The following is a 25,951-nucleotide window of genomic DNA, read 5'->3' as shown; positions in this document are numbered from 1 at the left end:
ATGGTGGCACAGATGGACAAGGAAGGCTTTGGTAACTGCACCAACCTTTACGAATGCCAGGCTGCTTGCCCGAAGGGTATCACCGTGGATTACATCGCAAAGATGAACCGCGAATACCTCATGGCAACCGCTACCTACGCTGAAAAGGTGTACGGAAAGGACTAGCAATGAGGCGTGAGGTCGCTCATGCCCTAGGCATTCTCCCCATAGGGGATAACTCGACTAAGACAACAAGTTGTCAAGTCTCGTATAGCTTGAGGTATGAGGTCGGCCTTTCAGGCCTTTGAGCATGTCATCCTGAGCGAAGAGGCGTAGCCTCGGAGTCGAAGGATCCAGACCAGCATTACAAAAAAAGGACTGCAGCGATGCGGCCCTTTTTGTATATGGTGGGGGAGGACAACCTTAACCTTCTTCCGATTTTCAATCGGTTTCCTTTGGTAGGGAAATTATATCGAAGTATCATTTTTTTGCGATTTTGCAGGACTTCCAACCACACTTTTTTGTCGCTTTTCGGGGCTTTTGCCCCCTTACCACCAGAGTTTCAGGCGAAGGTAGTCGATTGCCTGGTGTGAAAGAATCCACCAGAGCGTGCGCTTGCCCGCGAAAATCTTCGCGATACCTGTCATGCCGGGGCGGAACCATGCCGGAGTCTGGTAGACGAACTCGCCGCGCACGGCGAAGGTGTTCTCCTGTTCCTTTACCTCTGCGGTGGGGCTGATGTGTTGCGTCTCGAACCGGTAAACGTATTCGGGGCGGCTCTTGATGGCGAGCAGGCCCTGGGTTCCGAGTTTTACGTTGCGCAGTTCCTGTTCGGGCACATTTATCTCGACATAGATGTTCTCGATGGATGCCATCTGGAACAGTTCCGTTCCCTGGTTTACCGGGGCACCGATGCGTTTTTGCAGGTCACCTTCGATAATGACGGCGCTGTCGGCGGTGACGGCGACCACGGCCATGGAGAGCCTGTAACGCACTGTCTTGAGCTTTGCTTGGGTTTGCGCGAGGCGCGCTTGGTGAATTCGCATTTCGGCAAGCTGGTGGGCCGCCTGGGCTTTTTGTATTTCGCGCCGGGAGTCCTGTTCCTGCGCCATGAGATCGGCTTCTTCAAGCTTGAGCTCTGTCTGGTTTAGTCGGAGTAATGGGGCTCCCTTGTAAACGACGTCGCCGGGCTTTACAAAAACGGTATCGATGTATCCGTCGAAGGGGGCTGTCGTATAGATTATTTTGTCTGTTTTCAGAATTGCCGGAGCGCTAACCCTGTAAGGGATTGGGTAAAGCGTCGCGAATAGAACCAGCGCTATTGCAAGTATCCCGAATAGCTTTGCCCACGTGTGTTCGATTCCCAAAAGCTTGGAGAGTATTTTCCGAAGTTTTTTTACCATGCGGAGTCCGAACCAGCAGCTTTTGTTGTAAAGTTCTTCAAGTCTTGCTGCGCACAGTGACGATGTCAGGTAAATTTGTTCAGAATTCAAGTCGTCGAAAGGTTGCGAATTTCGTTCGCAGCAGATGATTCCGATGATTTCGTCGCCATTGTGGATTGGTACGGTGAGTATGTACTTTGTGTGGTATTTGGTGCTGTACAGCTCGTGCTCGCGAATCGAAAGAACGTTCTTTTCGGGGGCGGGGTAGACGATGGCTGCGTCTTGCTCGTAGGCTTCTTCCATGATGCCTTCCAAGTCTCGCACCACCTGCATTTTTTTCTCGAAATGGTCGGTGTGGCTCAGAGCCTTTAGCTCAACGTAATCGTGCTTGACCCATCCGAGGCTCACCCTTTCGGCGCTGTATTTGTCGCAGAGCCCGCTGACCAGGGACAACGTCGCCGTTTTGAATTTGTCGCACGCAAGTACGTTTTGGGTGACGTCGAATACTTGGGTCATCTGGTTGATTTTTGCGTTGGAACTGCTGAGCGCCCCTTGCATCGCCTGGAGCAGTTTGTTGGCGTCCAAATTTGTGTTGGAATTATTCATGCAGCAGCTCCTTGCGTAGGGCGGGCTTGCCCTGATCCCAAGTTTCTAGGCCGTTTTCGCGCAACAGCTCTCCTTTCGCGATGAGGAGCTTTACGTCGATAAGGTGCAAATCGCGTGTATTCTCGAGGTGGCGCTGTTCCGCCTTGCGGAGGTCCTCTTCCATGTCGAAAATGATGTGGTAGTTGCTTTTGCCGAGTTCCATTTTTTTGAATTCTTCTTGCAGTTCCGTTTCGTGGTAGTTGACGGCGATTTCGCTGAATTTCCATTGCTCGCGTATTTCGATGGACCTTTTCTGCAGAATGCTGAATTCCTCTAAAAGTTTGTTCTGAATGAGCGCGAGGCGTGTACGTGCGGCTCTCACGTTTACCTTCTGTGCGGCAATCTGGTGACGTTCATTGATGTTTGCGAACAGTGGAATGTCTATTTCGATTCCTCCGGCAAGCACTGTTTGACGGTTTTCGGGGTGCTTGAAGTTGCGAATAGCCGTTCTTGCTTCCTTGTCGCGGCTGCGTATCCCGTAATTCCCGATAATGTCGAGCGTCGGGAGCGATTTTGTGCGATGTAGCTTCAATTCCTCTTCGCGCAGGTCGAGTTCCGCCTGCTGCTGCATGTAGGCGGGATGAAGGCGGTAGATGGAATCTTCGGCGTCAACTGGTTTTACCTGGATAGACGTGTCGATGTCGCTAGGGAGGCTTATGGCGATGGGGCGCGGATCCTGGATGATTTCGCTTGCAGATATCGCAAGTAGCAGGTTGAGCCTTGCGCTTCGCAATTGATTCATTGCCGTGAGGCGTCCGCTCTCGCGGTCGGAATACTCGGCGACGGCCTTCTGCTTGTCAAGGACCGAGAGTATGCCCAACTGCTGCCTTTTTTCTGCGTCGTCCGCGATTTGTTTTGCGACTTGTGACGACTTCGTGGCGAATTGCAGGGTTTGCTCTGCGTAAAAGTAGTTCCAGTAGGCATCGTAGAACTTGTCCAAAACGTCGCTGAGCGTGTTGCGGTATTTCTGGTAGGCGATTTCCTGTTGCAGGTAGGCTTCGCGGAGCTGCGCAGTGGGCGAAAAGTAGAGCAGGCCGTCTTTCAGCACGTGTTGGCGGAGTTCGCCGCCAAAGTAAAGTTCCGAGGTGTATTCGCTATGGGTGTAGGTCGCCTGGTTGAAGCCCACGCTGTATTCCGTAGCCGAGGGTAGCTTCCCTTGTATCCCGATTTTGTACTCGTCCTTGGTTTCCGTGAACAGGGCGCTCGGCCTGTCGCCTCTTTCCTTGCTTGCACGGCCGTTTAAGTGCGGCTCGAAATCCCCGTAGGCCCCTTTTGTCATCTCGGCTTGCGCAATCCAGTTGTATTTTGCTTCTTGTATATCGGTGTTGTTCTCGATAAGAATCTTGAGCGCCGTTTCCAAGTTGAGCCTGAGCGAGTCTTCGGTTGCAAAGGAACTGGCGACCGAAAAAATCAATATGAAAGCGAATAGCGTCAAATGTGCAGAAAGTTTGTGCATTATTGCAATATGATTTTGCCGGTGACGCCGGGTTCTATGGAGTGGTTTGAATTGTCGAAGATGACCTTGACTGTTCGTAGCAGGCTGGCCTTGTCGACGACGGGCGAGATGAATTCAATGGTTCCCATTTTGTTCCGATTTTTCGCGGAGCCGTTCAGTTGAAGATTGACGCTTTGGCCGATTTTCAGCTTGTTCGTCTTGTTGACAATGATGTAGGCTGTCATGCGGCATGTGCGCACGTCCGCGATTTCGATGACGGATTCGAGGGCTTCGACGCTTTCGCTCCTGTTCTTCGATATGGAAACTATTTCTCCATCGAAGGGGGCGATTAGGTACTGCTTGAGCAGCTGTGCGCGTGCCATGCGGTGCTCGAGGGAATCCTTGGACTTGGATACCTTTGCGGCTTCCCATTCGGCTTTCGCTACATTGAAGTTCATTTCCTTTTCCCAGAGCTGCTCGGCGCTTATGGAATTCGAAGTCTCGAACAACTTTTTCGTGGCTTCCAAGTCCTTTTCGTACGCGTCCATTTTCGCCTTCGCCGAGACAACACTCGAGAGGTCCTCGGCGGTGATTTTCGTGATGCGTGAACGCAGTTCCTCTTCGGTCTTTATGAGGTTCATCAAGGTGTCGCCCTTGTGGACGAACTCGCCTTCTTTTACCCAGATGCTGTCGATTTTCCCGGATACGGTAAAGCCCATACTGGCTTGCGCGAGCGGTTCCGTGATACCGTCGAAGCTTGCGGCTAGTGCAGAGCTTGCGCAAAAAGCGAATACGGCGGTGCAGAAAAACAGTATTTTGAACAACTTATTCATTTTTTGTGGTGCTTGAGCTCGACAGGGGAATCTCGAGTTCCGTGTACAATGTGAACTTTTCGAGATAAGTCTCGTCGGTTGCGTAGACGGTGAGGTTTACGCCGACGGAGTCGCCGTTTTGGGTGGACTCGTTGATGGCGTTCGGGAGCATTGTTATGAACAGCGTGTCGCCCTTGACCTTTGCGTTTGCGTTCTTGTTGGCGCCATGGCCGTACAGGGTGTACTTTGCGTTGCTCGCCTTGCTCCATTGTATCCTGTCGGTGTTCGTGGAAAGAGCCTTCGAGAATTTGACCCAGATGGTGTCTTCGGCGGAGAAGCTTGCCTTGTAGCCCTTGTTGCTTGGCCATGCGTTGCTTGTGACCGCGTAGAGTCCGCGCCCTGTCACGAAGGCGGAATCGCCGGTGAGCTCGTACGATATGCGGTCGCCGGACTTTTTGCCGTATACGGCGATGCTCACGCTGATGCTCGCTTCCGAGGGGAACGAACGATCGTGCTTGAGGAACAGGGTGTCTTTTTTCACTGTCGGGGTGACGTAGAATACGTCTGAACCGGCCTTCACCGAGACGGAAAGGTTCGCGCTGCTAAGTTCCTCTTCGAAAACGAAGAACGGCGTAATCAGGGGGGAGACGTCCCTATAGCCCATGAGCGACTTGTCGACGACATTTGACGCCTTGATTTTTTGCTTTTCGGGAACCTGGATTTCTGTGTAAAGGGAGAAATTCTTGAGGACAAGGCCGCTCTTGCCGTACGCGGTGATGTTCATGCCGATGGTATCTCCCTGCACGCGGGAGTCGAGGATGCGATCCATCAGTTTGACGAAAAGAGTGTCCTTTTTGACCCAGGCGTCTGCGTTCTTGCCGTAGCTGTGCGCGTAGATGGTGCGCGTGGCGCCGCTGGCGAAACTCCACTGAATCTTGTCGGCGCTCGAGACGAGGTCCTCGCTGAACTTGACCCAGATTGTGTCGCTCGTGCCGAAGGAGGACGTGTATTTTTCGTTGCTGGGCCATGCGTTGCTTGTTATGGCGTAGAGGCCTCTGCCCGTTGTAAATGCGGAATCCCCGTTGAAGGCGAGATTGTAGCGCTCGCCCGACTCCTTGCCGTATGCGGTGATGCTCACGGAATACCTGGTTTCTGCGTCGAAGGCGCTATCGGGGTGGGCCAGGAACAGCGTGTCGCCTTTGATGACCGGCTCTACGTAGAAGTTTGCCGAATCGCTCCTTACGTTGACCGACAAGTTCTTGGACGTAATCTTTTCGTTGAATACGTAGTACGGGACAATCAGGGGGGAGAGCTCCCCGTACCCCATGTAGTTCTTGTCCATCACGTTAGAGGCCTTGATGTCGTTTTGCTTTTTGACAAGGGTGTCCTGCTGGAGGTACGTGCGTCCCAGATCGATGGCGCCGTTCGGCTTGAGGCGTGGAAGGATTTTGTCTGTAGCGGTGTAGCGCAACCCGTTGTATGTGACGGGGGCTATTTTGAGGACGAGCCCGGAATCTGCGGGCAAGTTCTTGAACGTGAACTTCCCGAGTGAATCGGACGAGCCGTCAAAGGTTTCGGGGAACAGGTTCACGTAATCTTCGCTCTGGTGGACGATGGATATGGAGGCCCCCTTTATCGGGACGGCTTTCCCGGAACTGGCTTCGTTTATGTAGAGTTCTCCATTGAGGGCCGCGTTGAGGGGAGAAAGCCTTATCACCATGGATGACGTGGCGACGACCCCCTCCATGTGCGAGGATTCGCTGGTCGAGTTGACCGTTTCGACGTGCGGTGCGTAGTACAAGGTGTCCTTTTTTTGAATTTCCCTGTGCGTGAAGGTGAAGGTTCGCGAACCGTACGGCAAATCGTCGATGAAAAAGTTGCCGGCCTCGTCGGTTTCCGTGGATTTGAGATCTCCGGAGGCGTTTTGGTATGAAATCTTTACCCCACAAAGAGTTGCGTTATTCGAGGCGTCGACGACAGAGCCGGAAAAACTCCATTTTGAGTATTCGCTGTCTTCGGAATTTGTTGGAGAGCAGCCGATGACACATGCTGCAATGACGCACATTGCAAAGGAGAAAGCCTGTTTGACTTGCATAAAGATACCGTTGTATAGAAAATGGGCACAAAAATAAAAATAAACACGGAAAATACAAGAAGAAAAAAAAGTTACTTTTGTAAAAAGAACGCAAATAAAGTTAAAATAAGTTTTTTTATAGTTTGTTGTTGTTACATTTGGCGTGTTATTTTATTTGGAGCTATTCTCATGAACGAAAAAAAAGAAAATAAAGCGGCCAACTCCCTTCCAGAAGTAGTCTGGAACGACGGCAACATGAAAAGCCTTTACGTGAACGCAACGAACGTCGTGGGCGGCCGTGAAGAAATCATGATGCTTCTGGGCTTGAATCAGGCCTGGAACATGAACCAGGGCAAGGTGAACGTGGAAATAGCCGAGCGCGTGGTGATGACCCCGTACACGGCCAAGCGCCTCGCCATCATGCTTGGGGCCACCTTGAATGCCTACGAAGCGAAATTCGGAAAGATTGACATCGGCATGCAGGCGGCAGCCCCTGCCGAAAAGCCGAAGAAGGCTTAATTGATTCAAGACAAGCGAAGCGACAACTTTACTAGACGAATGAAACGATTGCTACCATTTGCCCTGGCCCTGTTCGCGGCAACCATGTTCTTTACCGCCTGCGGTGACGACGACAGCAGCAGCTTCGTTGAACCGGAAAAGGAATCCTCGTCTAGCGAAATCCTGAGCAGCGGCGCTACCCTGAGTGGCGACAGCCACGAAGGCTCTAGCCCCTCGTCTTGCAGCAGCAAAGATGACAAGTCTAGCAGTAGCGTTTCGTCTTCGTCAACGAACAGCTCTTCCTCCGCAAAATCAAACTCGTCCACGGACTCCATGAGCAGTTCTTCAAGTGATGATATGTTTTTGTTTAGTTCAAGTTCCTTTCCTAAAGAGTTGATGTGTTTTGTTGAGTGTACGGAAGATTGTGAAGGAGTGACCTATCATCATAAAGATGGTTTCCAGATGATTTGCCGTAGTGGACAATGGCTTAATCTTGATTCCATGGAAAATGCGAATACGTCTAGCAGTAGTTACTTTGATATGACAAACCAGTTTAACGAGAAGGTGTCTTACGGCGAGTTCACCGACCCTCGCGACGGACAGAAGTATCGGACGGTTAGCCTGAAGGATGGCATCTATTATACGGACACGCTTGTGTATTTCGCGGAAAATCTCAATTTTGGAAAGATGATTGCGGGCGGCACGCTACAGGGCGACTCGACCAAGTACTGCTACGATGACGACCCGTGGTACTGCGAGAACGGCTGGGGCGGACTCTATACCTGGAGCAACGCCATGAACCTTCCTTCGGTCTGTGATTCTGTCTCGCTGGGGTCAGAACAATGCAATTATTCTTTTGCTCGAGACAAAGATGGAAAATTGATTGACGGTGAAATCATTCACCAGGGGCTTTGCCCGGATGGCTGGCATATAGCGAATGATGGCGAATGGGCGAATCTTCAGACAAAAAGCAGCAACAGCGTCGCGTACTACATGGGCTCGAAGGTCGCCGGCTTCGGTAGCAACAACTACGGCCTGTCGATACTGCCTGCGGGGTATTGGCAGTTGGGAAAATTTGACCAAATTAAGTTGTCTGCAGGTTTTTATCTTCCTCAACAGCATAATAGTAATGAAATTGCTGGTCGTGCAGTATATGTGGAAAAGAATTTTTTTGAACGATCGGGGGGAGCTAGTAAGATTCACGCTCTTTCCATCCGCTGTGTAAAAAACTACTAACTATAACAAGATTTTAAACAAATTAACAAAGCCTTTCCTTTGAAAGGCTATAGGGGTTATGTGTCTAAATTCAACAAGAAGAACAAAAAGTCTAAGAAAAACAACCGCAATAATTACAAAATTGAGTCTCTAGAACCAAGACTCTTGATGTGCTCGCTGCGTAAAAATGATGCTCACATATAAATTTTTTAAAAAGCCGAAGAAGACTTAATTTTTTTTTTGAAAACGTGAAATTTGCGGCAACCTTACGGGATGCCGCATTTTTTTTTATGTTGTAATATTGTAAGTTGTTTGTAATTTTACGGTGTAAGATTTTTGTATTAAGTAATTTTTTTTATTTCAATATAAAGTAAAGTTTTGGGATGATTTTGTATGACATCCGGCTTATTATTTACTAATTTTGGGATGTATATTTTTTGCCTATGAAGTTGTTTCACCTTTGAAAAAATTATGAGTTATGAGCTGTGAACTATGAGTTGTGAGTTACGCGGCTTCGCCGCAGGAGAAGGCGATTGTGGGCATCGAGAGTCCCCTCAAGACTTAAGGTTCCTCAAGTTTTTTCCGCTTACACGGTTTTCCGCCGCTGATACGTTGTTCCGCAGCGAACCTCTAAACCCGCGGCGAAGCCGCCAAATTTTCTCTTATAATTCATAGTTCATAATTAAAACCCCGCGCCAACGGCGCCAAATTTTAACCTCGAAGCGAGCCCCGCGAGCGCCCTCGAACCTCGTGCCTCATCAACAATTTCTATCTTCTTTCTTTGGAGTGAACAAATGAATCGACTGTTACCTTTTGCCCTGGCCCTGTTCGCGGCAACCATGTTCTTTACCGCCTGCGGTGACGACGACAGCAGCAGCTTCGTTGAACCGGAAAAGGAATCCTCGTCTAGCGAAATCCTGAGCAGCGGCGACGGGACCAGTGACGGCAATGGAGACAAATCTAGCAGCAGTGTCTCGTCTTCGACTACGAACAGCTCTTCCTCTGCGAAATCGAGTTCCAGCGTAAATTCGTCGGCTGGAGGCAGCAGCGCAAAATCTTCAAGTTCCGGCAAGAATACGAGCGCATCGAGTAGTGCGGGTGGATTTTCCAGTTCCTTGCCTAAAGAATTACAATGCCTAGTGGAATGTACAGAAACTTGTGAGGGGGAAACCTATTGGCATGGGAGCGATTATCAAATGATTTGCCATGGAGGGCAATGGCTTAATCTAGATTCCATGGAACAGGCAAATGCGCCGAGCAGCAGTAGCTATTTTGACATGACGGAACAATTCAATCCGGATGTCAAGTACGGAGATTTTACGGACCCGCGTGACGGGAAAAAATACCGTACGGTAAGCTTATATGATGATGTTTATGAACGAACGTTGGTCTTTTTTGTAGAAAATTTGAATTACGGTGAGAGGGTGCCAGGCGGTACGGTTCAGGGAAAAGGGACCAAGTACTGTTACGATGATGACCCGTGGTATTGTGACAACGGTTGGGGTGGGCTCTATACTTGGAGCAACGCAATGGGCTTTCCTGCCGTATGCGATTCGGTGTCTATTGAAGCGGATGCTTGTGCGCAAAAGTTTGAATATCCAAGCGGATATATTGAACCAGCGAATTATGTCCAACATCAGGGAATCTGCCCGGAAGGATGGCATGTTGTGAATGGGGGCGAATGGGCGTACTTGGACCAAAAAACAGGGGATAGTTTCGCCTACTATATGGGTTCGAAGGTTGCCGGATTTGGTAGCAAGAATTCTTACGGGTTATCGATATTGCCAGCCGGGTATTGGCAAGAAAAAAAATTCGAACACATTACTGAGTCTGTGGGCTATTATCTGCCGCAACAACATAAAAGTCAAGAGGATGTTGCTCAAGCGGCCTATGTTAACAAAAATTCTTTTAGTCGGAGTGGAGGGGCTCTTAAGACAAATGCTCTTTCCATCCGCTGTGTAAAAAACTACTAACTATAACAAGATTTTAAACAAATTAACAAAGCCTTTCCTTTGAAAGGCTATAGGGGTTATGTGTCTAAACTCAACAAGAAGAACAAAAAGTCCAAGAAAAACCGTAACAATTACAAGATCGAGTCTCTCGAACCGAGACTCTTGATGGATGCCACGCTTGCAGACGATTGGATTGAGGAAGCCGATTCTTCGGTTAATCAGTTTGGTGACTATAATATTTCTGCGAGCGATTCCAAGATGGAAGGTTTGCTTGTCTATGAGAATGGCACTGGAAGTGAGCCGGAAGCGCTTTCTTTGGCAGATGTTGTAAGTGGTCAAAAGATACAGTATAAGCAAGATGTTAAATCCGTAAAAAAATATGTATGCGGAGTTGTTGATGATTTGCGCGATGAAGGAACAAAGACACAAAAATTAGATAGGGATAACAAGAAAACACATTGGGATGATCTCAAGGAGCTCCTTGATAATGCAGATCCGAATGATGAAGGTTATGCAGATCTTGTGGATGCCGTGAATGACGCTGAAACTGAGTATCATGCTGCTGAGGCTGCTTACGATAAAGCGTATAAAGAATTTAGGGTAGATGCTGATGCGTTAGTTCAAAGGCTTATGAGTGACACTCGTAGGCACTCAGAGTGGACCTTTGCTGTAGATACGACGGATCCTAATCAGCATAAGGTGTCCGTTCAGATTAAAAAGAAAACCTCACTTTCTTATTCCACAAATAAGCAGATTGCAGCTGATATTGCTGAGCAAACTCAAATTGGCGTTTTGTTTGAAACCTTTGATTTCAAAAGCAATGCGTCTGGATATACGACAGTCAGTTTTACTCTTGACGGCGATAAAAATACTGGATTTGATGATAATGCCAGTGTTGATGTCCGATTTGACTTCAAACAGGATTTGGGGAATACTGATGCAAATATCGGTATTCTAGGCCTTGAATCAAGGAACGATGGTGGTGCCGTTTCGTTACCTGACTTGACTGTAATAGGATCGTTCCAAACGGATTCAAAGAACAACTCCACAATTGCTACGAATTATGAATATGATCTTGATTTTAGAGTCAAGAATTATGCAAGTGTTGCGACGCTGATGACTAATTTTGCGGTCGATGATACAGATCATTTGAAGTATATCGGCAACACTGCTGTTGGGCAAGCGCCTGTATGGCAGGATGCGGCGGGCTCTGCTGTTAATGACGAGAATGCACTTATCCCTGATTTTGCAAATGTGCGGATTGGTGATGTGTTAAAACAGTTCAATGCGATAGCCAAGTGGCTTCAGAATGCTGAAACGGAAATATTGAAAAATGATTTTGAAGGGCTTATTGACCAGAATGCATCTTCGTTCCTGTATCTATCAAATTACTTCGCAACTTTTGTCAAGACTCCCCCTCAGTCTTTCCAGGAATTGTTGTCGCGATTCGATTATCCCGTTATAACTGCCGAATTCAAGAATGTATCGGGCAAAAATATCTGTCAACTAAAGTATGACGGATGGATTACGTCTCAAAATCTAGAGGCAAGCGTTAGTGAGGCTCTATTTAAATCTCTGTCGAACTCATTTGGTGGTATAGAGAAAGTTTCATTGTCTCTTGGTGCGCAATCTCATCTAAAAATGACTTTCGACATTCCGATGGATGAACTGGGGAGCGTCGGAAACAGCGCCAAATTGAAAAGTATAGGTGTTGATGCTGAAAAGGTTGCTGGTCTTGTAGGGGCTAAGAATGTCTGTGTTGCTGACAAGGCGTTGAGTAAGACAAGCTCAGTTGGTGAGGAAATTAAGTTTGCCTTGTATGAGAATGGAAGTTTGAAGAAGGATATTACTATACCTTCTACCACTTCTTTAGATGAAGCTGGTATTCAGTCTATCGTTGGAGAATTGAATAAGGCTTATCCTGCGACAGGGGCTGGGACTAGTCCTAAATTTGGTGTGATAATAAATAAAGATGGGAATGGCGATGTAGATAAATTTGCTATTGTGACAGATGATACTGCAAATACATTCTCTTTGCTGTTTGCTTCGGATAATAGCCGAAAAATGTGTGTGAATAGCTCGCAACAGTTTTGCAAGGCATATCTGATTGATACGACTATGATTACATCTTTATCGGTTGATAACAAGACCGTTCAACCCAAGGAAACTGGCATCTACTTTGATTGGGCTGCCGCAATAAACGAAGTCCTGATGTCGAATCCCAATCTTACGGATTACTCTGCAGTATCACTTGGAGATGCTGTCATCGTTTTTTATAGTCAATCTGAACAGAATGTGCTCGTAACGGGAGAAAATTCCACTTCTGCGCCGACAGACGTTTGGTTGCCTTTCTCGGGCTCGGCGGGAGTAGAGAGACAGATTCTCTTCTCAAGTTCCCATCCGGTTGAAACATCTAATTCAGATTTGAGTTTTGCATTTGCAATAAATGGTGGTGCGGCCCAAAATATTCTTTTGGAAGCAGAGACCTTGGCGAATTGCTATACGGTTGATGATGTTGTAAGTGTAATAAACGGAGAGTTGACCAAGCTGGGCAATGGAATAAAAGCTTTTGCTTGGGAAGGGAAAATCGGTTTTTCAAATGAGAACGATCTTCCTTTTGGTGTCTCTTTGTCAAATAAAGATTTAGGCTTTGACAATTTGGCTTACTCTTCTACAACAAATTGTATGAAGATGAAATTTGATGTTGGAGGACCGACTGATATTGAAGTGGATATCGATTTATATAATTTCTTCAAGACGAAATCAGATCCCACAATAGGGAATCTTCTTGATGAGATAAAAACGCAATGTAACAATATATTATCAACGAAAGCGCCTTCTTGTAGCGTTGATGTAAATGGCATGAGTTTAGTGGTGTCGGGTGGTAAATTCTCTTCCTCTGGCGCTGTTGAGGATTTAAATGGTTGCTCCTTGGTTGAGCTTCTTGGCTGGAATGTTGATAATGATTCTGACTCTTTCTTGGTGGTGCATGCTCAGAGTCAGAAAGAAATCACGATTTCAAATTTTTCGTTAGATATATATGAAACATTAACTAGCAATGGTAATATCGCGTCTGCCCGATTGGGGATGGTTGGGGTCGATGTGACAGGAAATGTTGGTATCCGAGCGACAAGAAAGCTTACTGCTAACAATCTAATTGGTGATGTGACGGAAATACCCCTCGATACTGCAGATACAGATTTTACAAGCAATTTTACTTTGGGAAATTGGTCATATGCATCAACTTCGACGAATACATTAAACGTGGATTTGTCTGAAGGGTTATTGGTGGATGATGCTACGCAAAATGCGGTGAAACAGCATGTTATGTCTGCGGATTTGTATGCGACTGTTGTGGGTCGTGCGTTGATTCCGGACCCCAGTTACATCTCTAAAACAGAAAACTCTTCTGTAGCGTCTTTAAAACTTATAAATATGTCGGCTCTTGTAGAGAAGGTGACAAAGGCTCTCAAGGAGAACGTCCTAAAATCTATTCTTGCGTATGGAGAATCGGCTACGCCGTCGACTGATCCCATATTGGCTGTTTTGAATCAAAAATTGCCGCTGTTTGGGAAGTCTGCTCCGGAGTTGCTAGGGTTAATCAACAAGCTGAACGATGTTATTGATAATATTTCCAAGAGCCATCCTGCAACGCTGCAGGAACTGAATCAACGCGTAGATAAAGCGCTCGGGGCTAAGCTCTATTTTACCTTCCATGCTTCGTCTATTGACTTCAGCTTTGTCTGGAAACAGGAATATAAATCCCAGGTTGTTTCTATCAACAATTTCTCGATTATGGAAACAGCCGAAGGCGCAAGGCCTACGAATGTGGGTGGCTTGGCGGAAGTCTATTTGAATGGCAGTATTGATACGCGGTTCAATTATTCTATGTCGGTAAACGGGTCGGCTTTGGGGGATCCCATTTTACAAGAAGACTCGAGTGTTTCAATTGATGTGACGTTGATGGGTAAACCTCTCTCATTTGATTTGAGCGTGGCCCTTGGCGGCATGAGCGCGTCCTTGCTGAAGGTGGTTAGCAGTGATTCGAATCCTAGCTATATCGCGGTTCGAATTCATGAGAAAATGGCGTATCGTAATACGGCCACATCCGGCAGTGCTGCTGCGGGAAGTTTCTCAAGCTATGAGTGGAAGCATGATGCCGATGTTTGCCAAATTGGCGGCCTTCTCCGTGTTGAATGTGCAGGACAAAGTGTTGGTGAAATTAAATTGGGTGTTGTGGATGACGAGGGCGATGTTGATGCCTGGAAAGGTGATGCAGGGAATAATGGATCGTTTGCGTTGAATGACTTGGTTTCTGGAAAAGTTGGTATTCGAAAGCCGGGAAAATTCACGGGAACTTTATCTGCTGCTGAATTAGGAGATAATACTACAGGTAGTATTGTCTTGGATATGAGCAATTTGGGCTCAAATTGGGAAAAGATTGACCTTTTTGGTCAAGTTCGTCTAGTTGCTGATGCCTTGAGCGCTGCCCTGCGTAAGGCGCAAAGTGGCTTGAATAAGACGTTCCTCTCTGACGGCATGCGCAAAATCCCGCTGGTGGGCAATACCATCGTGGGCGCAGCAGACTGCTTGACTGCTTTGGATGAAGCCTTTATTGAACCGTTCCGCAAGTTTGCCTACAATTCGCAGAATCTTGATGAACATGTGGTTGCTGAGAGACTCTATGCTATATTGCAGAGAACCGGCTTGTTACTAGCATTGAAAAAGGAAGTTTCCAGTACGCAGAAAGTGATGTGGGCTGGCTCCGCATTTGACCAGTCCTTCGAAGATAATGGTTCGCAGTATATCCAATATAGGAACGATGGAAATTGCATTGAATGGCGATTCCGCTTAGGTCAGTCCTATTCGCTTAGCGGAAATGCAGACTTTGATTTGGGCATGCCTGGGCTCGGGCTGTCGTCGAAAGGTGGTGTAGACCTTGAATTGGGTTGGGAATGGTATATCGGTTTTGGTGTTTCCCAGACTGGTGCTTACATAATGCTTTCTAATGGAATCGATGAAGATGGTTCGGAGACGGTAAATGGCAAGACTGTGAACATCGTCGCAGATGGAATCTCGAAGAAAGTTGAAACTGTAGTCAATGGTACAACTGTAAAACAAGACTTGATGTCCGGTGACGATATCTGTATAACGATGCGGGTGCTGGCTAATGAGCTCAAGATAAATGGCGCTTTGGGCTTCTTGCAGATGAGTGCGGATGTGCTGCCTGGTGGTACAAACCCATTTGAGAAGGATGCAGAGACTGGTAAAGATAAGCTTTCCGAAATTACGTTCGGTATTGATTTGAATGATGGGCAAAGAGATTCGAAAGATGCGGATTCAGATAAAACCACCGATTCGTCTGTAGATACGAAAATTAAGGCGGATAATGTTGCGTCGGCGTTGTCTCTAGAGACCAATTTGGAAGGTTCTCTTGATATTAAAGTCGACATGACGCTTGGCTTTAATAATGATAAAATTGATATCGGTTTCCCCACGATTGGGACGGTTTTCCATTTGACTTGGGAGGCAGTATTTGGTAAGCCGTTTGGTGAATTGACGCTTGCAGAATTTAGTGGTATAACCCTTGATTTGGGCAAGTTTGCTAAGCAAACTTTGCAACCCATATTGAGTAAGATTCAAAAGGTCATTGACCCGATAATGCCATTGATTGACTTCTTGCAGTCCGAAATCCCGGTGTTGAGTAGCTTGCCTAAGGGCGGTTCCAAGATGACTGTCTTGAACCTTATCAAGTCTATCGGGAGTTCCCAAGGACTCGAATTGGGCATGATTGATGATATCGTTCAGGTAGCAAATCTGATAAAAAAAGTCGGAAATCTTAATCTTGGCGCGATTTCCTTGGGCTCATTAAATTTTGCTTCTACCACGTATAATGACCCGAAAGTGCAAAATTTCCTTGCCGGCACTGCGGAATTGCCGTTGGGTGATTTCACGAGTCGACTTTCCGGTATTACGGATTCAGCCTTAAAGACTGCTACATCTTCTTTATCAAGTGCTTTCGGTTCACAAAGGGTAGCAGCGAATGGTAATTCCTATGGATGGAGATTTGGTCTCTTCCAAGATGCAAAGGGCAATATCTCGGCTGATGCGATAAAGAAATCCGCCATAAACCTGTTGTTCGGTCAAGATGTTTCTCTAGTCGAATATCGCATGAGTCCGCTCATCTTCGACTTTGACTGGAGCAAAAGTTTCCCCATCGTGGGTCCGCTTTGCGCCGACATCGGCCTCAATTTCGGCGCGAAAATTGAATTGAGCTTTGGTTACGATACCCGCGGATTGATTTCTTGGAAAAAGACGGGCTTCAAGGACCTGTGGGCGCTTGCTGATGGATTCTTTATCGACGACCTGGACTCCAACGGGAAGGACGTCAGCGAAGTCATCTTCTATTCCGGCATAACGGCTGGAGCTAGCGTTGCTGGGCGTGCGGGCATCAATGTCGGTGTGAACCTCAACTTGAACCTGAATTTGGATGATCCGAATAACGATGGCAAACTGCGTCTCTCGGAACTGGCGGATAGTTTGGCGCATAGCCCGTTCGCCATCTTTGACGCCTCTGTCACGTTGCAGGCCCGTGCTTATGCTTACCTCGACCTAGTCTTCTACCGCAAGGAATTTGACTTGTGGAAGAGTGGTGCCTTGGAACTGTTCAATACGGACAAGACGGGGACAGGCTCGCCGATTGTTGCCACAACGCAGGAAGGCAACCTTGTTGTCAACGTCGGTGAATTTGCCGAAAAAAGAGTGTACGGTGACTTGAGCGACGGAGATGATACCGTTGATATCGTCTGCTCTGGAGGAACAGTTGACATTACGATGACAACGGCTGATAAAGTATCAACTAAATCGTCTTATACCCTTGCAGCAGGCAAGTGCGTGTATATTTACGCTAAGGATGGAAAGGATAAAGTCTCCATTACCGGTAATTCTTCGCTCAACTTCGTGATTGAGGGTGGCGACGGTAACGACGAAATCGATTTGAGTGGACTGAATTTGGCCCCGACTTGTTACGCACTCGTAATGGGCGGCCTTGGCGATGATTTTATTCGCGGTGCAGATATCGGTACAAACATTCTGTTGGGCGAAACTGCTGATGTCCTATACAAGAAAAAAGAGTCTAGTGATGAAGAGTATGTCGCCTTGGTGAATGCTTACCCGAATTCGTCTAATCCCGGAAACAACGTGATTGTTGGCGGACGAGGCAAGAACTACATTGTCGGTGGTGGCGGTAGTGACTTGATTGTCGGCGGCGTTGATGCGAAATTCGACAATAAGGATGCTGATGGAAACGTTACAGGGACCCTATATGTGACGGAAAATCACCTTTATGGAGATTTTGCGTACTTTGAATTTGATGAATCGCACAACCTGACTAATGCCAAGAACGAAGATCTGTACGACGAAGGTGGTAATGATGTCATCCTCGGCAGCAGCAAGACGGACTTTATCTTTGGCGGTGCCGGCTCTGACCGCATCAAGGGTGGCGACGGAAATGACGAAATCCATGGCGGCAAGGGTAACGACGTTATTTACGGTGGTGCCGGCAATGATAAGATTTACGGTGAAGATGGCGTAGATGTCATCTTTGGTGATACTCCTGCAGATGAAGCGATGGTTATTGCGCGAGAAGACGATGCTGTGGGCGAATTGCCGTATGTATACATTGCTGAAGAAATTAAGAAGGATACTTCTGACTTGTTTGGCAGTGACACGGTGACAACCACAGATGCTGATGGCAATGTAAGTTCTGAAAGTGTCAATCGTATTGCCCTGTTCAATTTTGAGAATAGCTTTAAAACGGACGTGGCTTCCCTTAACGCACTGGCTCAAGTTGCAGTCTCCCTCTTTGACGCTCCTCAGGTTGATTTGAGCGCAACGCAAACAGCTGCAACAACCGGTGCCACTACGACAGGGACGACGGCTGCTACAGAAGCTGAAGGTACAGAACCTCAGGCAGAAGAAGAGCCGTCTACTCAAGTTACAAATGGTAGCGATGTAATCGAAGGCGGTAACGGTTCCGATATCATCTTTGGCGATGATGGGTCGAACACTTCTGAAGGTGGTAGTGACATTATCAGTGGCGGAGCCGATAATGACTTCATTGACGGCGATGGCGGAAACGATACCATCAACGGCGACTACGGTGAAGATATCATTTACGGTGGTGCCGGTAACGATACGCTTGACGGTGGTGCCGGAAACGATTTTGTGTTCGGTGATAACGGCTTGGCGGGTTACGTGAAGGACAATAACGGTGCTATAATTGGGGCATCGGAACTGTTCAAGAACTCGTTCAGTGGCTCGGATGACGATAAAATTGCAAAGGCAAACCAGGACCTTATGTTTGGCTACGGCATAACTGCTTTTGCGAAAAACTTCGGAATCACGGCCGATGCCAAGTTCAATGGCGTAGGTGGCAACGACACTATTCTCGCTGGTAACGGCAATGACTTTGTTGACGGCCAGGGTGGTGACGATACCTACAAGATCCAGATTATGGGTGGTTCGAACCATGCCATTACCAACGTGATGGATTCCGGTACTGCCGACAAGGGTGATTCCATGACCATTGACGGTACAGTCGAGGCCGACGACATGCTGGTCCGTGCTTCTACGGCTGGACTCGGATTCGTGGCGAAGCTCCCGTCTAAAAAAGATGCGCAGATTGAACGCGTCAACTTCTGGAATGTCGGAGGCGGCGATACGGGCCTTGAAAATATCGCGATCAATACGGGTGCCGGTGACGATAAGATTGCTATCGATGGAACTTTGTCTACAATTTCCATTGATGCCGGTGCGGGTAACGACACCATAACTGTGGGGCAGCAGTTTGAATCTGAACGCAATACTGACAAGGACCATAGCAATGTGTTGCCGAATGATGCCTTTACGACTACCAAGACGACCCAGGGCTACTTGAGCGCAGGCGTACAACATTCGACATCGATTGTTGGTGGCGAAGGCAACGATACGTTTAACGTATTGCATAACGAGGCTGCCGTATCACTTTCTGGCGGCCTTGGTAACGACACCTTCAATGTTGCCATGTTCCAGAAAGTCAACAATGATGGAAGCAAGTCGATTGTTGAAAATGGTCCGGTAACGCTGATTGGCGGCGCTGGTGTAGACAAGATGAGCATTGTCGGCAGCGATGGTGATGATGACTTTGTCATTTCTCAGGGCCGTGTTCTCTGCAATGGCACAGATGTGCAGGCCGTAAGCATTGAGAACAAGAACGTTTACGGCGGTGACGGCGATGATTCGTTCTATGTGCTCGATACTGCCAAAGATGAAGTGACCAAGTTGTACGGCAATAAGGGCAACGACAGTTTCTACAATGGCGGTATTGGAACGGCTGAAAAGCCTGTAATCGTTTCCAACAGCAAGAATGAAAATTCTGACGCCATTGGTGTACAATTTGATGTGCCGAAAAATAATACTGTCGGCGACGCTGATCCCGCAAATGGCGTGATTGATTATGATACGGATCTTGATTGCGCGAAGAACTACATTGTCGAAAATGGTGTAGTTAAGTCCGTATACAAGATTCACCTAGACAAGGAACCTGAAAAGGGAGAAGTTGTCTCGGTAACGGTCTTTGCGCCGGGCGAAACGACCGAATCCCTGAATCGTGGTGACCATGGAATCTGGCTTGTTGATGCTAATAATAAGTATGTAAAGTCCATTACATACAAGTTTACTATTGATGGCGCTGGAGAAACGCATAAGTACGATGAAGCTGTAGATATTAATCTTGTTGTTCTTGGTGATAAGGTTCGTGAAGGCAATGACTACTTTGCGTTGATGCACAAAGTGACTTCCTCGAAGAGCGATAGACTGATAAAGGATTGCAAGAATGCCCTTATCTTCTTGAACGAAAATGCTGCGCAGCAATCGTTCTTGATTAAACAGGTCCATGAAGTGAAAGATGCAGAGTTCACGGCTGAAAAATTCACATTGCTGTTGAATGAAACGCCTAATGGGAATACCGTTGAATGCTTCTACTATGCTAATGGCCAAAAGATACCTCTTGGCTCGGCTAACGTGGTTGAGAACAATGGCAAGTTCCAGGTGACGGTTGATGTTCCGGCGTCTGTGAAAACAGCGATGGATGCTGCAAAAACTCCGTATGTGTATGTGGGATACAATATCGATAGGCCGGTGAACAAGGTCGAAAACCAGTTCTCCATTACGCAGGAGCATGTCCTCACTGCCGAAGAAGTTACAAGGAACAAGGTTGTTTGGGGTTTGCGTGCTTTGCCGAACAAACAGAATATTGACTGCTGGTACATGAACGACGGTGAATATGTTTCCATACCGGCATCTAATCTGAATAAACTTTCCTTTGGTGGAGTAACCTATGAGAATACTTTGAGCGTTTCTGGCGTTTCTTCGATTCCTGCCGGGACCAAGCTGTATATCAACTACAGATTTGACCATGTGTACGTGGAAAACGAAAGCGTGCTCCAGATGGCGTACAGTACGACGGGAATGACGGAATTGCTCTGCTTTGTTCCGTTTGACGAAATCACTGACGCTTACGATGATTCCAGGTATTCGATAGTATGTCCCGAAAGCAAGGTGGCTGATTACAAGGATGTGGAGAACTGCCGTTACTTCTACAGGACGGCCGGAACGCAGCTGATTATCTGCGCCATGCCTCAGGACGGAGTAGATACATCCAGTGCTAAACCCGTGGTGTTGCATGGTAATTTTGCCATTGAATGGTCGGCAGATGATTGGCACCGCCCTGCGGTTGCTATTTCTGATGAACCGGATTCCTTCAATGAGACCTCTGTGACAGAAATCCTTGATGCGCTGGATGATGACACCATTGAGAACATCAAGGGAGCCCTGTACGAAGACGGCATGGGTAGAGAAGCTGACCTTGGCATTGACGGCCCGTCGATGTTGCATTATGATGGTCTCGATGCGGATGGCAATCGTTTAACAACGTCAAATGACGAAAAGAACGTTATCTCGGAATCGGATCTTGCAGAACGAAAAGCTGCCGAAGAAGAAGCGGCCAAGTTCGATGAAGGCAACAGCAAGGATCGTATCTTTGTAAATAACCGCAAGAATAATCGTGCTGGCATCAAGAACGATATCGATGCCTTGAGCGAAATTGCGAAGTTCGATAATAGCATGATTGAAAAGGATGTCGACCCTGCATTGATTCTGCAAAAAACAGAAGATGTCGTAAAACAGGCCGATACGGAATGGCGTGACTCCGATGAGCATTCGTTGCGTTTTGAACATCAAGATGCTTCGTCTACTGCAACGAGTCAATTCAATCTCGCCAACATGGAATACGGCGAAATCAACCTTGGTTCGGGTGCCGATAAGGTTGATATCAACAAGACGATTTACCGTGAAGACGGGTTCCAGACATTTACGGTCGTGAATACCGGCGCTGGTAAGGATAACATCAATGTGCATAGTTACGCCAGAGAAAAATCTACTGTACTTGGCACATTGAGCGGCTTGACGAAGACTACGTATTCGGGTTCTTTGAAGAATGTGATTGCGTACAGTGTTTCGGACTTCACGTTCAGTAATGGCGTTACCTCGGATAATCTGAAGGCAATCGTGGCCCAGAACAATGATAAGCTGGATCGTGGACTGCTTGCTCAGAACCGTGTGTTCTTGAATGTTGAATATTCCGACGGAACGATCCAGCGCCGCGAAGTGTTCCTTGAAGATAATGATGAAACGACGGTTACAACGCTTCTGCTCAAACGAGAACTGACTCCTGTTGCGCAGGATGTTTCGATTGTCGCGATGTATTTGGCCAATGGCTATGATGGTGACGGTCTGCTCGTCGTGAATGCCCAGGGCGGTGACGATACGATAAATGCCGTCGGCGATGTTGATGCCGATGGAAAATCCAAGGTGACCCGCGAAGGCATGGTCGTGATTGGTGGCGTTGGCAATGATACGATTGATGTCAATACCAATGTTATCGCCATTGGCGACCGTGGCCAGATCGTTTACGAGAACGAGAAGAGCGAAATCGTCACGCGTTTGGGTTCCTTGGATATTGAAAACTCCGAGACAGACGATGCGAAGCTGAATGCCGCTGATTACACGACTCCTGCGGATAAGACTGCGTCGAACTACTTCCAGACGGATGGCGTGGTGCGCGACGCCAAGTACATCCATTCTGTGAGTGAAACGGTCGGCGGCAACGATGTAATTACCGCTCATGGCGACAAAAATGTGGCTATTGGTGGAGCTGGTTCAGATGAAATTTATCTGAACGGCGAAAATAACGTTGCTGTCGGCGACAATGGCGAAGTCAAGTTTGCCGGTAGCGATGTGGTCAAGAATGCTTCTGGCGATGTGGTTGACCATGTTTATGGTGATTCATCCACGACTTACCTGAACTACGTGCAATCGACATCCGACGCGCACGGTGCAATAGACACGATTACGACCCAAAACGGCAAGAACGTTGTCATTGGCGGTACGGATTCCGACATGATTGCGACCGGCTCGGGTAACGATGTCATTGTCGGCGATGGTGGCGAGGTATACGTAGACCGCAATCGCGATGCACTTCTTGTAGACAACGTTGGCCGTAATGTTGACGGCAGCGCTGGTTCCGATGTTATTAAAACTAGCGGTGGCGACAATGTTATCTTGGGCGGCTTGAATACCAAGTCCCGTGATTTTGATTTCGTCAGGAATGCGGAATCTGGAAAATTGGACAAAATGTCGATCGACAAAAAAAATGACGACTTGATCGAATCGGGCGATGGCAAGGACGTCGTATTCGGCGACAATGCTTACGTGACGTTCAAGGGCAATTCCGAGATGGCCGAAGGTTTTGATAATATGCCCACCATCTACACAGAAGCCACCCTCAGTTTCAACTTCCAGGGCCCGGCCCAGTCTGGTATCGGTGCTAACGAACAGGCCGGTGCCGTAGCCGACTACAGAGCCAAGAGTGTGGACGAAACGACTGGCGAAACTGTAGAAATTACCGAGCACGCCGATTATTGCGTGGGCAACTGGAATAACATCAAGAGCGTTTATGGTCGCGAGTCGGGAACTTATGGCAACGATGACAACGAAATCGTGCTGTTCGACAACGGAACCCGCGCAAGTGCCGTGAGCGTGACTTATGGTGCGACTGAATCCCATAGGATTAGCACCACCGATGGGGAGAATATTCGCCTGCGTGGCTACGACCAGACTCCTTATGTGCATGGCAGCAATTCGGGTGATGTGAACCTGATGAAGAGCGGCCTTGACATTAGTGGCAACAACGGTCGCAATACGCTGATTACCCAGGTAGACGGTCTTTCGCAGTATTTCACGGAATACGAAGTTGTTGTGTATCTGGACATGGTGCGTGAAATCTCCATGCATGAAAATAGCGTCCGTGTTGTCAAGTTGTATATCGATTCGGTTGACGAAAATGGCAAATTGACAAGTACGTTCTTTGACGAATTCTACGTGAATGATCCTGATACGCAAACATTCAATGGTACTTGGAACGTTGCGACTGGCAAGTCCGTTGCAACGGCAACTTTGGCCAACTGCGTTGTTTTCAAGTCTTTCGTCGAAAATGACACAAAGCATACTCTTGCGGGTGACCGTTTCCACATCGAAATTACGGACCCGCAGAACGGAACGAACGGCAAGGACCGTGCGGGAATTGCGGGAATTCAGGTTCACGGTTTTATGCATAAGCAGGACGTTGCCGCTTCTACTGATATTGACATGGGCGGTAAAGACGTTATCCTTACGAATGGCGGTGATGATATTGTCGTGGGTGGCACTGGAAACGACACGATTACGACTTTCGGCGACGATCGCTACGGAATTCGCGACAATGATATCGTGTACGGCGATAATGCGAAGATGGTCTTTACCGACCGCGACAGCGATCCGACGACCGCTACGACGATTTCACATGCAGAATCCATTGCCACGACGAATTTAAAAGCCTCTTATGACGATATCATCAATACTGGCGACGGTAACGATGTTGTCGTGGGCGGCGTTGGTCACGATGTCGTAAATTCCAACGCAACGTCGGGTGCCGAAGCGAAGATGGATAACATCCAGGTCACTTCGTTCAACTTTGTGACTGAGACTACTAGTGATTCGCTGCTTATTCACGCCGGTGAATCGGCGGGTGTCGTTGTGGATAACGATTGGCACAATGTCTATCTGCGCAACAACCAGATGCGCGACCGTGCAACGGGTAACGAATCCGCTCCTAGTACGGTCATCACGTTTGAGTATACTTCGATTGGGAACTATGGAAATCGGAACAATCCGAACGAACAGATTGACCCTGCTACCGGCGACGATACGGCAAACAACAAGATGCTGAAGACGCTTGTGATGGGCCAGCGCCAAGAAACGCTCTCGCTTACGCTGCATAATCTTCCGGGTCCTTCGGGTTCCCCGTGCGATGTGTATGTGTATGTCGGCGGCAAGCTTGGCAGTAGTGATGGTTATGACTACGTATTCGAAATTAACGGCTCTGACAACCAGAAGTTCTATTTGAACGACTGGATTGGCAATTCGTTCGAAGGCGAATATAAGGAAGTGACATGCAAGGATTACAAGCCTGGAAAGCTCGCTTCGGGTGTTACACCGAATGTCGAGATGATTGGCAACTATGTAGTCTTCCGTAATGTCAAGACTTGTGATTACACTGTGCAAATCCGTTGCGTTGAATCGACTCTTGGTAACCAGTATCCGAACGATATCCCAGTATTTTCGGGTGTCCAGGTTGTGTCTGGATTGAACCGCACGGGCGACATTGCCCTGGGCGGCGACCACGACAAGGACCTTGTCTTTGGCGACGAAGCTTCGCTTGATTTCGATTTGGACATTCCGTTCGCTGGTAACGAAAATATCAAGGATTACAAGAATCGTGTGATTTCGGCCGAATCGATGGCGCTTGCGACAGAAGCCGTACAGCATTTGCGTACCGACGATGAAATCAAGACCGGCAAGGATCGCGATGTGGTTGTGGGCGGCGAAGGTCGCGATACAATTTCGACTGGTAGCGGCGACGATGTTGCCATTGGCGACAATGCAAAGCTCATGGTCGAAAACAACAATCCGATTGGAGTGTTCCAGCCGGATGTAGAAGTGGTCCTTGAAGACAATCAGTACTTCGATGGCTACAAGGAAGCCTATCTTGACAACGACCAGGTGAACGAGCAGCGGATGATGCAGAAGTTCTACGAGGGCAAGATTGTCGGAATTCAGCTTCAGGATTCCGAAAACGGTCGCCTTGATTCTATCGATGTGGGAGCTGGTGAGAACCTTGTGTTTGAACAGAGTAGAAGCGAAGAACAGCTTTTCGTTGGAACGCTCGAAAGCGACGAAGACGAAGATGATGTGAATCCGTCTGACATTGGCGGCGAAGGCTCCGAAGGCACTGAAACCGACGAAGGCTCCGAAGGCGAAGGAAGTGAATCCGGCGAAGGTTCCGAAGGCACTGAAACCGGCGAAGGTTCTGAAGGCTCCGAAGGCACTGAAACCGGCGAGGGTTCCGAAGGCACTGAACAAATTGCGATGAAACAATTTGTTTTGAGTCAGAAACACGTTCCTGTCTATGTCGAAATCGCTGCTGGCGAAACGGTGGAAATCGTGATTACCGACTGGGAAGAAGGCAATCCGTACTATCGTCCGAAAGTCGTCCTGGAAATGAATTCTCTTGACAATATGATGCACTACCTGGATATTTCTTGGGACGGCATTAGTGAAGCTATTACTAGGGATTTGCTGAACTACAATTGGCTTGAAATTCCTAATTCCTCGACAGTTCCGGGTGAACATAAGATTGTCCTGCAAATTCACTCTGATGAAGCTATCGCATTCCTCGCTTCTTGCGGTAACTGATAGGATATTTCTATGGTCCTCGATCAACAGCGTAGGATTTTCCATGAGTCGTGGTACAGGCTCTCGGG

At 47.8% G+C, this 25,951-nt stretch carries 8 protein-coding genes and 1 pseudogene; 5 read left to right on the top strand and 4 right to left on the bottom strand.

The genetic code is table 11. From position 1 onward, the window contains the following. Nucleotides 1-165 (top strand): annotated as a pseudogene (locus tag BUB73_RS18010) (succinate dehydrogenase/fumarate reductase iron-sulfur subunit); the annotation flags it as partial. A 362-nt stretch (nt 166-527) separates the two neighbouring features. Here the strand turns inward: BUB73_RS18010 and BUB73_RS10565 are convergent. The 4 genes from BUB73_RS10565 to BUB73_RS10550 are packed head-to-tail and all read right to left on the bottom strand — an operon-like array spanning nt 528 to nt 6,348. Then, nucleotides 528-1,967 (bottom strand): GAF domain-containing protein, encoded by a 1,440-nt coding sequence (locus tag BUB73_RS10565; protein WP_073285603.1) that lies wholly within the window; start codon nt 1,965-1,967, stop codon nt 528-530. Continuing rightward, nucleotides 1,960-3,462, bottom strand: coding sequence for a TolC family protein (locus BUB73_RS10560; protein WP_073285600.1), 1,503 nt, complete (start codon nt 3,460-3,462; stop codon nt 1,960-1,962). Before BUB73_RS10560 ends, BUB73_RS10565 begins: the two co-directional genes overlap by 8 nt. Next, nucleotides 3,462-4,274 (bottom strand): efflux RND transporter periplasmic adaptor subunit, encoded by an 813-nt coding sequence (locus BUB73_RS10555; protein WP_073161611.1) that lies wholly within the window; start codon nt 4,272-4,274, stop codon nt 3,462-3,464. Before BUB73_RS10555 ends, BUB73_RS10560 begins: the two co-directional genes overlap by 1 nt. Beyond that, nucleotides 4,267-6,348 carry a peptidase associated/transthyretin-like domain-containing protein gene (locus BUB73_RS10550; protein WP_073285597.1) on the bottom strand — a complete coding sequence of 694 codons (2,082 nt, stop codon included), beginning with the start codon at nt 6,346-6,348 and terminating at the stop codon, nt 4,267-4,269. Before BUB73_RS10550 ends, BUB73_RS10555 begins: the two co-directional genes overlap by 8 nt. 168 nt (nt 6,349-6,516) lie before the next feature. Here BUB73_RS10550 and BUB73_RS10545 point away from each other — a divergent pair, with 168 nt between their 5' ends. From BUB73_RS10545 to BUB73_RS10520, 4 genes are all read left to right on the top strand, one after another. After that, nucleotides 6,517-6,846, top strand: coding sequence for a DUF3467 domain-containing protein (locus BUB73_RS10545; RefSeq protein ID WP_073161614.1), 330 nt, complete (start codon nt 6,517-6,519; stop codon nt 6,844-6,846). 39 nt (nt 6,847-6,885) lie between these two features. Further along, nucleotides 6,886-8,061: an FISUMP domain-containing protein gene (locus tag BUB73_RS10535; RefSeq protein ID WP_139259190.1), complete on the top strand. Its 1,176-nt coding sequence runs from the start codon at nt 6,886-6,888 to the stop codon at nt 8,059-8,061. Nucleotides 8,062-8,834: 773 nt separating this feature from the next. Beyond that, the gene (locus BUB73_RS16655; protein WP_083539743.1) at nt 8,835-10,013 is read left to right on the top strand and encodes an FISUMP domain-containing protein; all 1,179 of its coding nucleotides are present in this window, start codon (nt 8,835-8,837) and stop codon (nt 10,011-10,013) included. A 60-nt stretch (nt 10,014-10,073) separates the two neighbouring features. Further along, nucleotides 10,074-25,883, top strand: coding sequence for a calcium-binding protein (locus BUB73_RS10520; protein ID WP_139259189.1), 15,810 nt, complete (start codon nt 10,074-10,076; stop codon nt 25,881-25,883). The last annotated feature ends 68 nt before the right edge of the window (nt 25,884-25,951 follow it).

This window comes from Fibrobacter sp. UWH6 (assembly GCF_900142465.1).
Taxonomy (GTDB): Bacteria; Fibrobacterota; Fibrobacteria; order Fibrobacterales; family Fibrobacteraceae; genus Fibrobacter.
This window is presented reverse-complemented; position numbering and strand designations above follow the sequence as displayed.

Bases quoted from the DNA above. Each gene is read 5' to 3' on its own strand.
- BUB73_RS10560 (WP_073285600.1), bottom strand. From the start codon at position 3,462: ATGCACAAACTTTCTGCACATTTGACGCTATTCGCTTTCATATTGATT.
- BUB73_RS10550 (WP_073285597.1), bottom strand. From the start codon at position 6,348: ATGCAAGTCAAACAGGCTTTCTCCTTTGCAATGTGCGTCATTGCAGCA.
- BUB73_RS10555 (WP_073161611.1), bottom strand. From the start codon at position 4,274: ATGAATAAGTTGTTCAAAATACTGTTTTTCTGCACCGCCGTATTCGCT.
- BUB73_RS16655 (WP_083539743.1), top strand. From the start codon at position 8,835: ATGAATCGACTGTTACCTTTTGCCCTGGCCCTGTTCGCGGCAACCATG.
- BUB73_RS10535 (WP_139259190.1), top strand. From the start codon at position 6,886: ATGAAACGATTGCTACCATTTGCCCTGGCCCTGTTCGCGGCAACCATG.
- BUB73_RS10565 (WP_073285603.1), bottom strand. From the start codon at position 1,967: ATGAATAATTCCAACACAAATTTGGACGCCAACAAACTGCTCCAGGCG.
- BUB73_RS10545 (WP_073161614.1), top strand. From the start codon at position 6,517: ATGAACGAAAAAAAAGAAAATAAAGCGGCCAACTCCCTTCCAGAAGTA.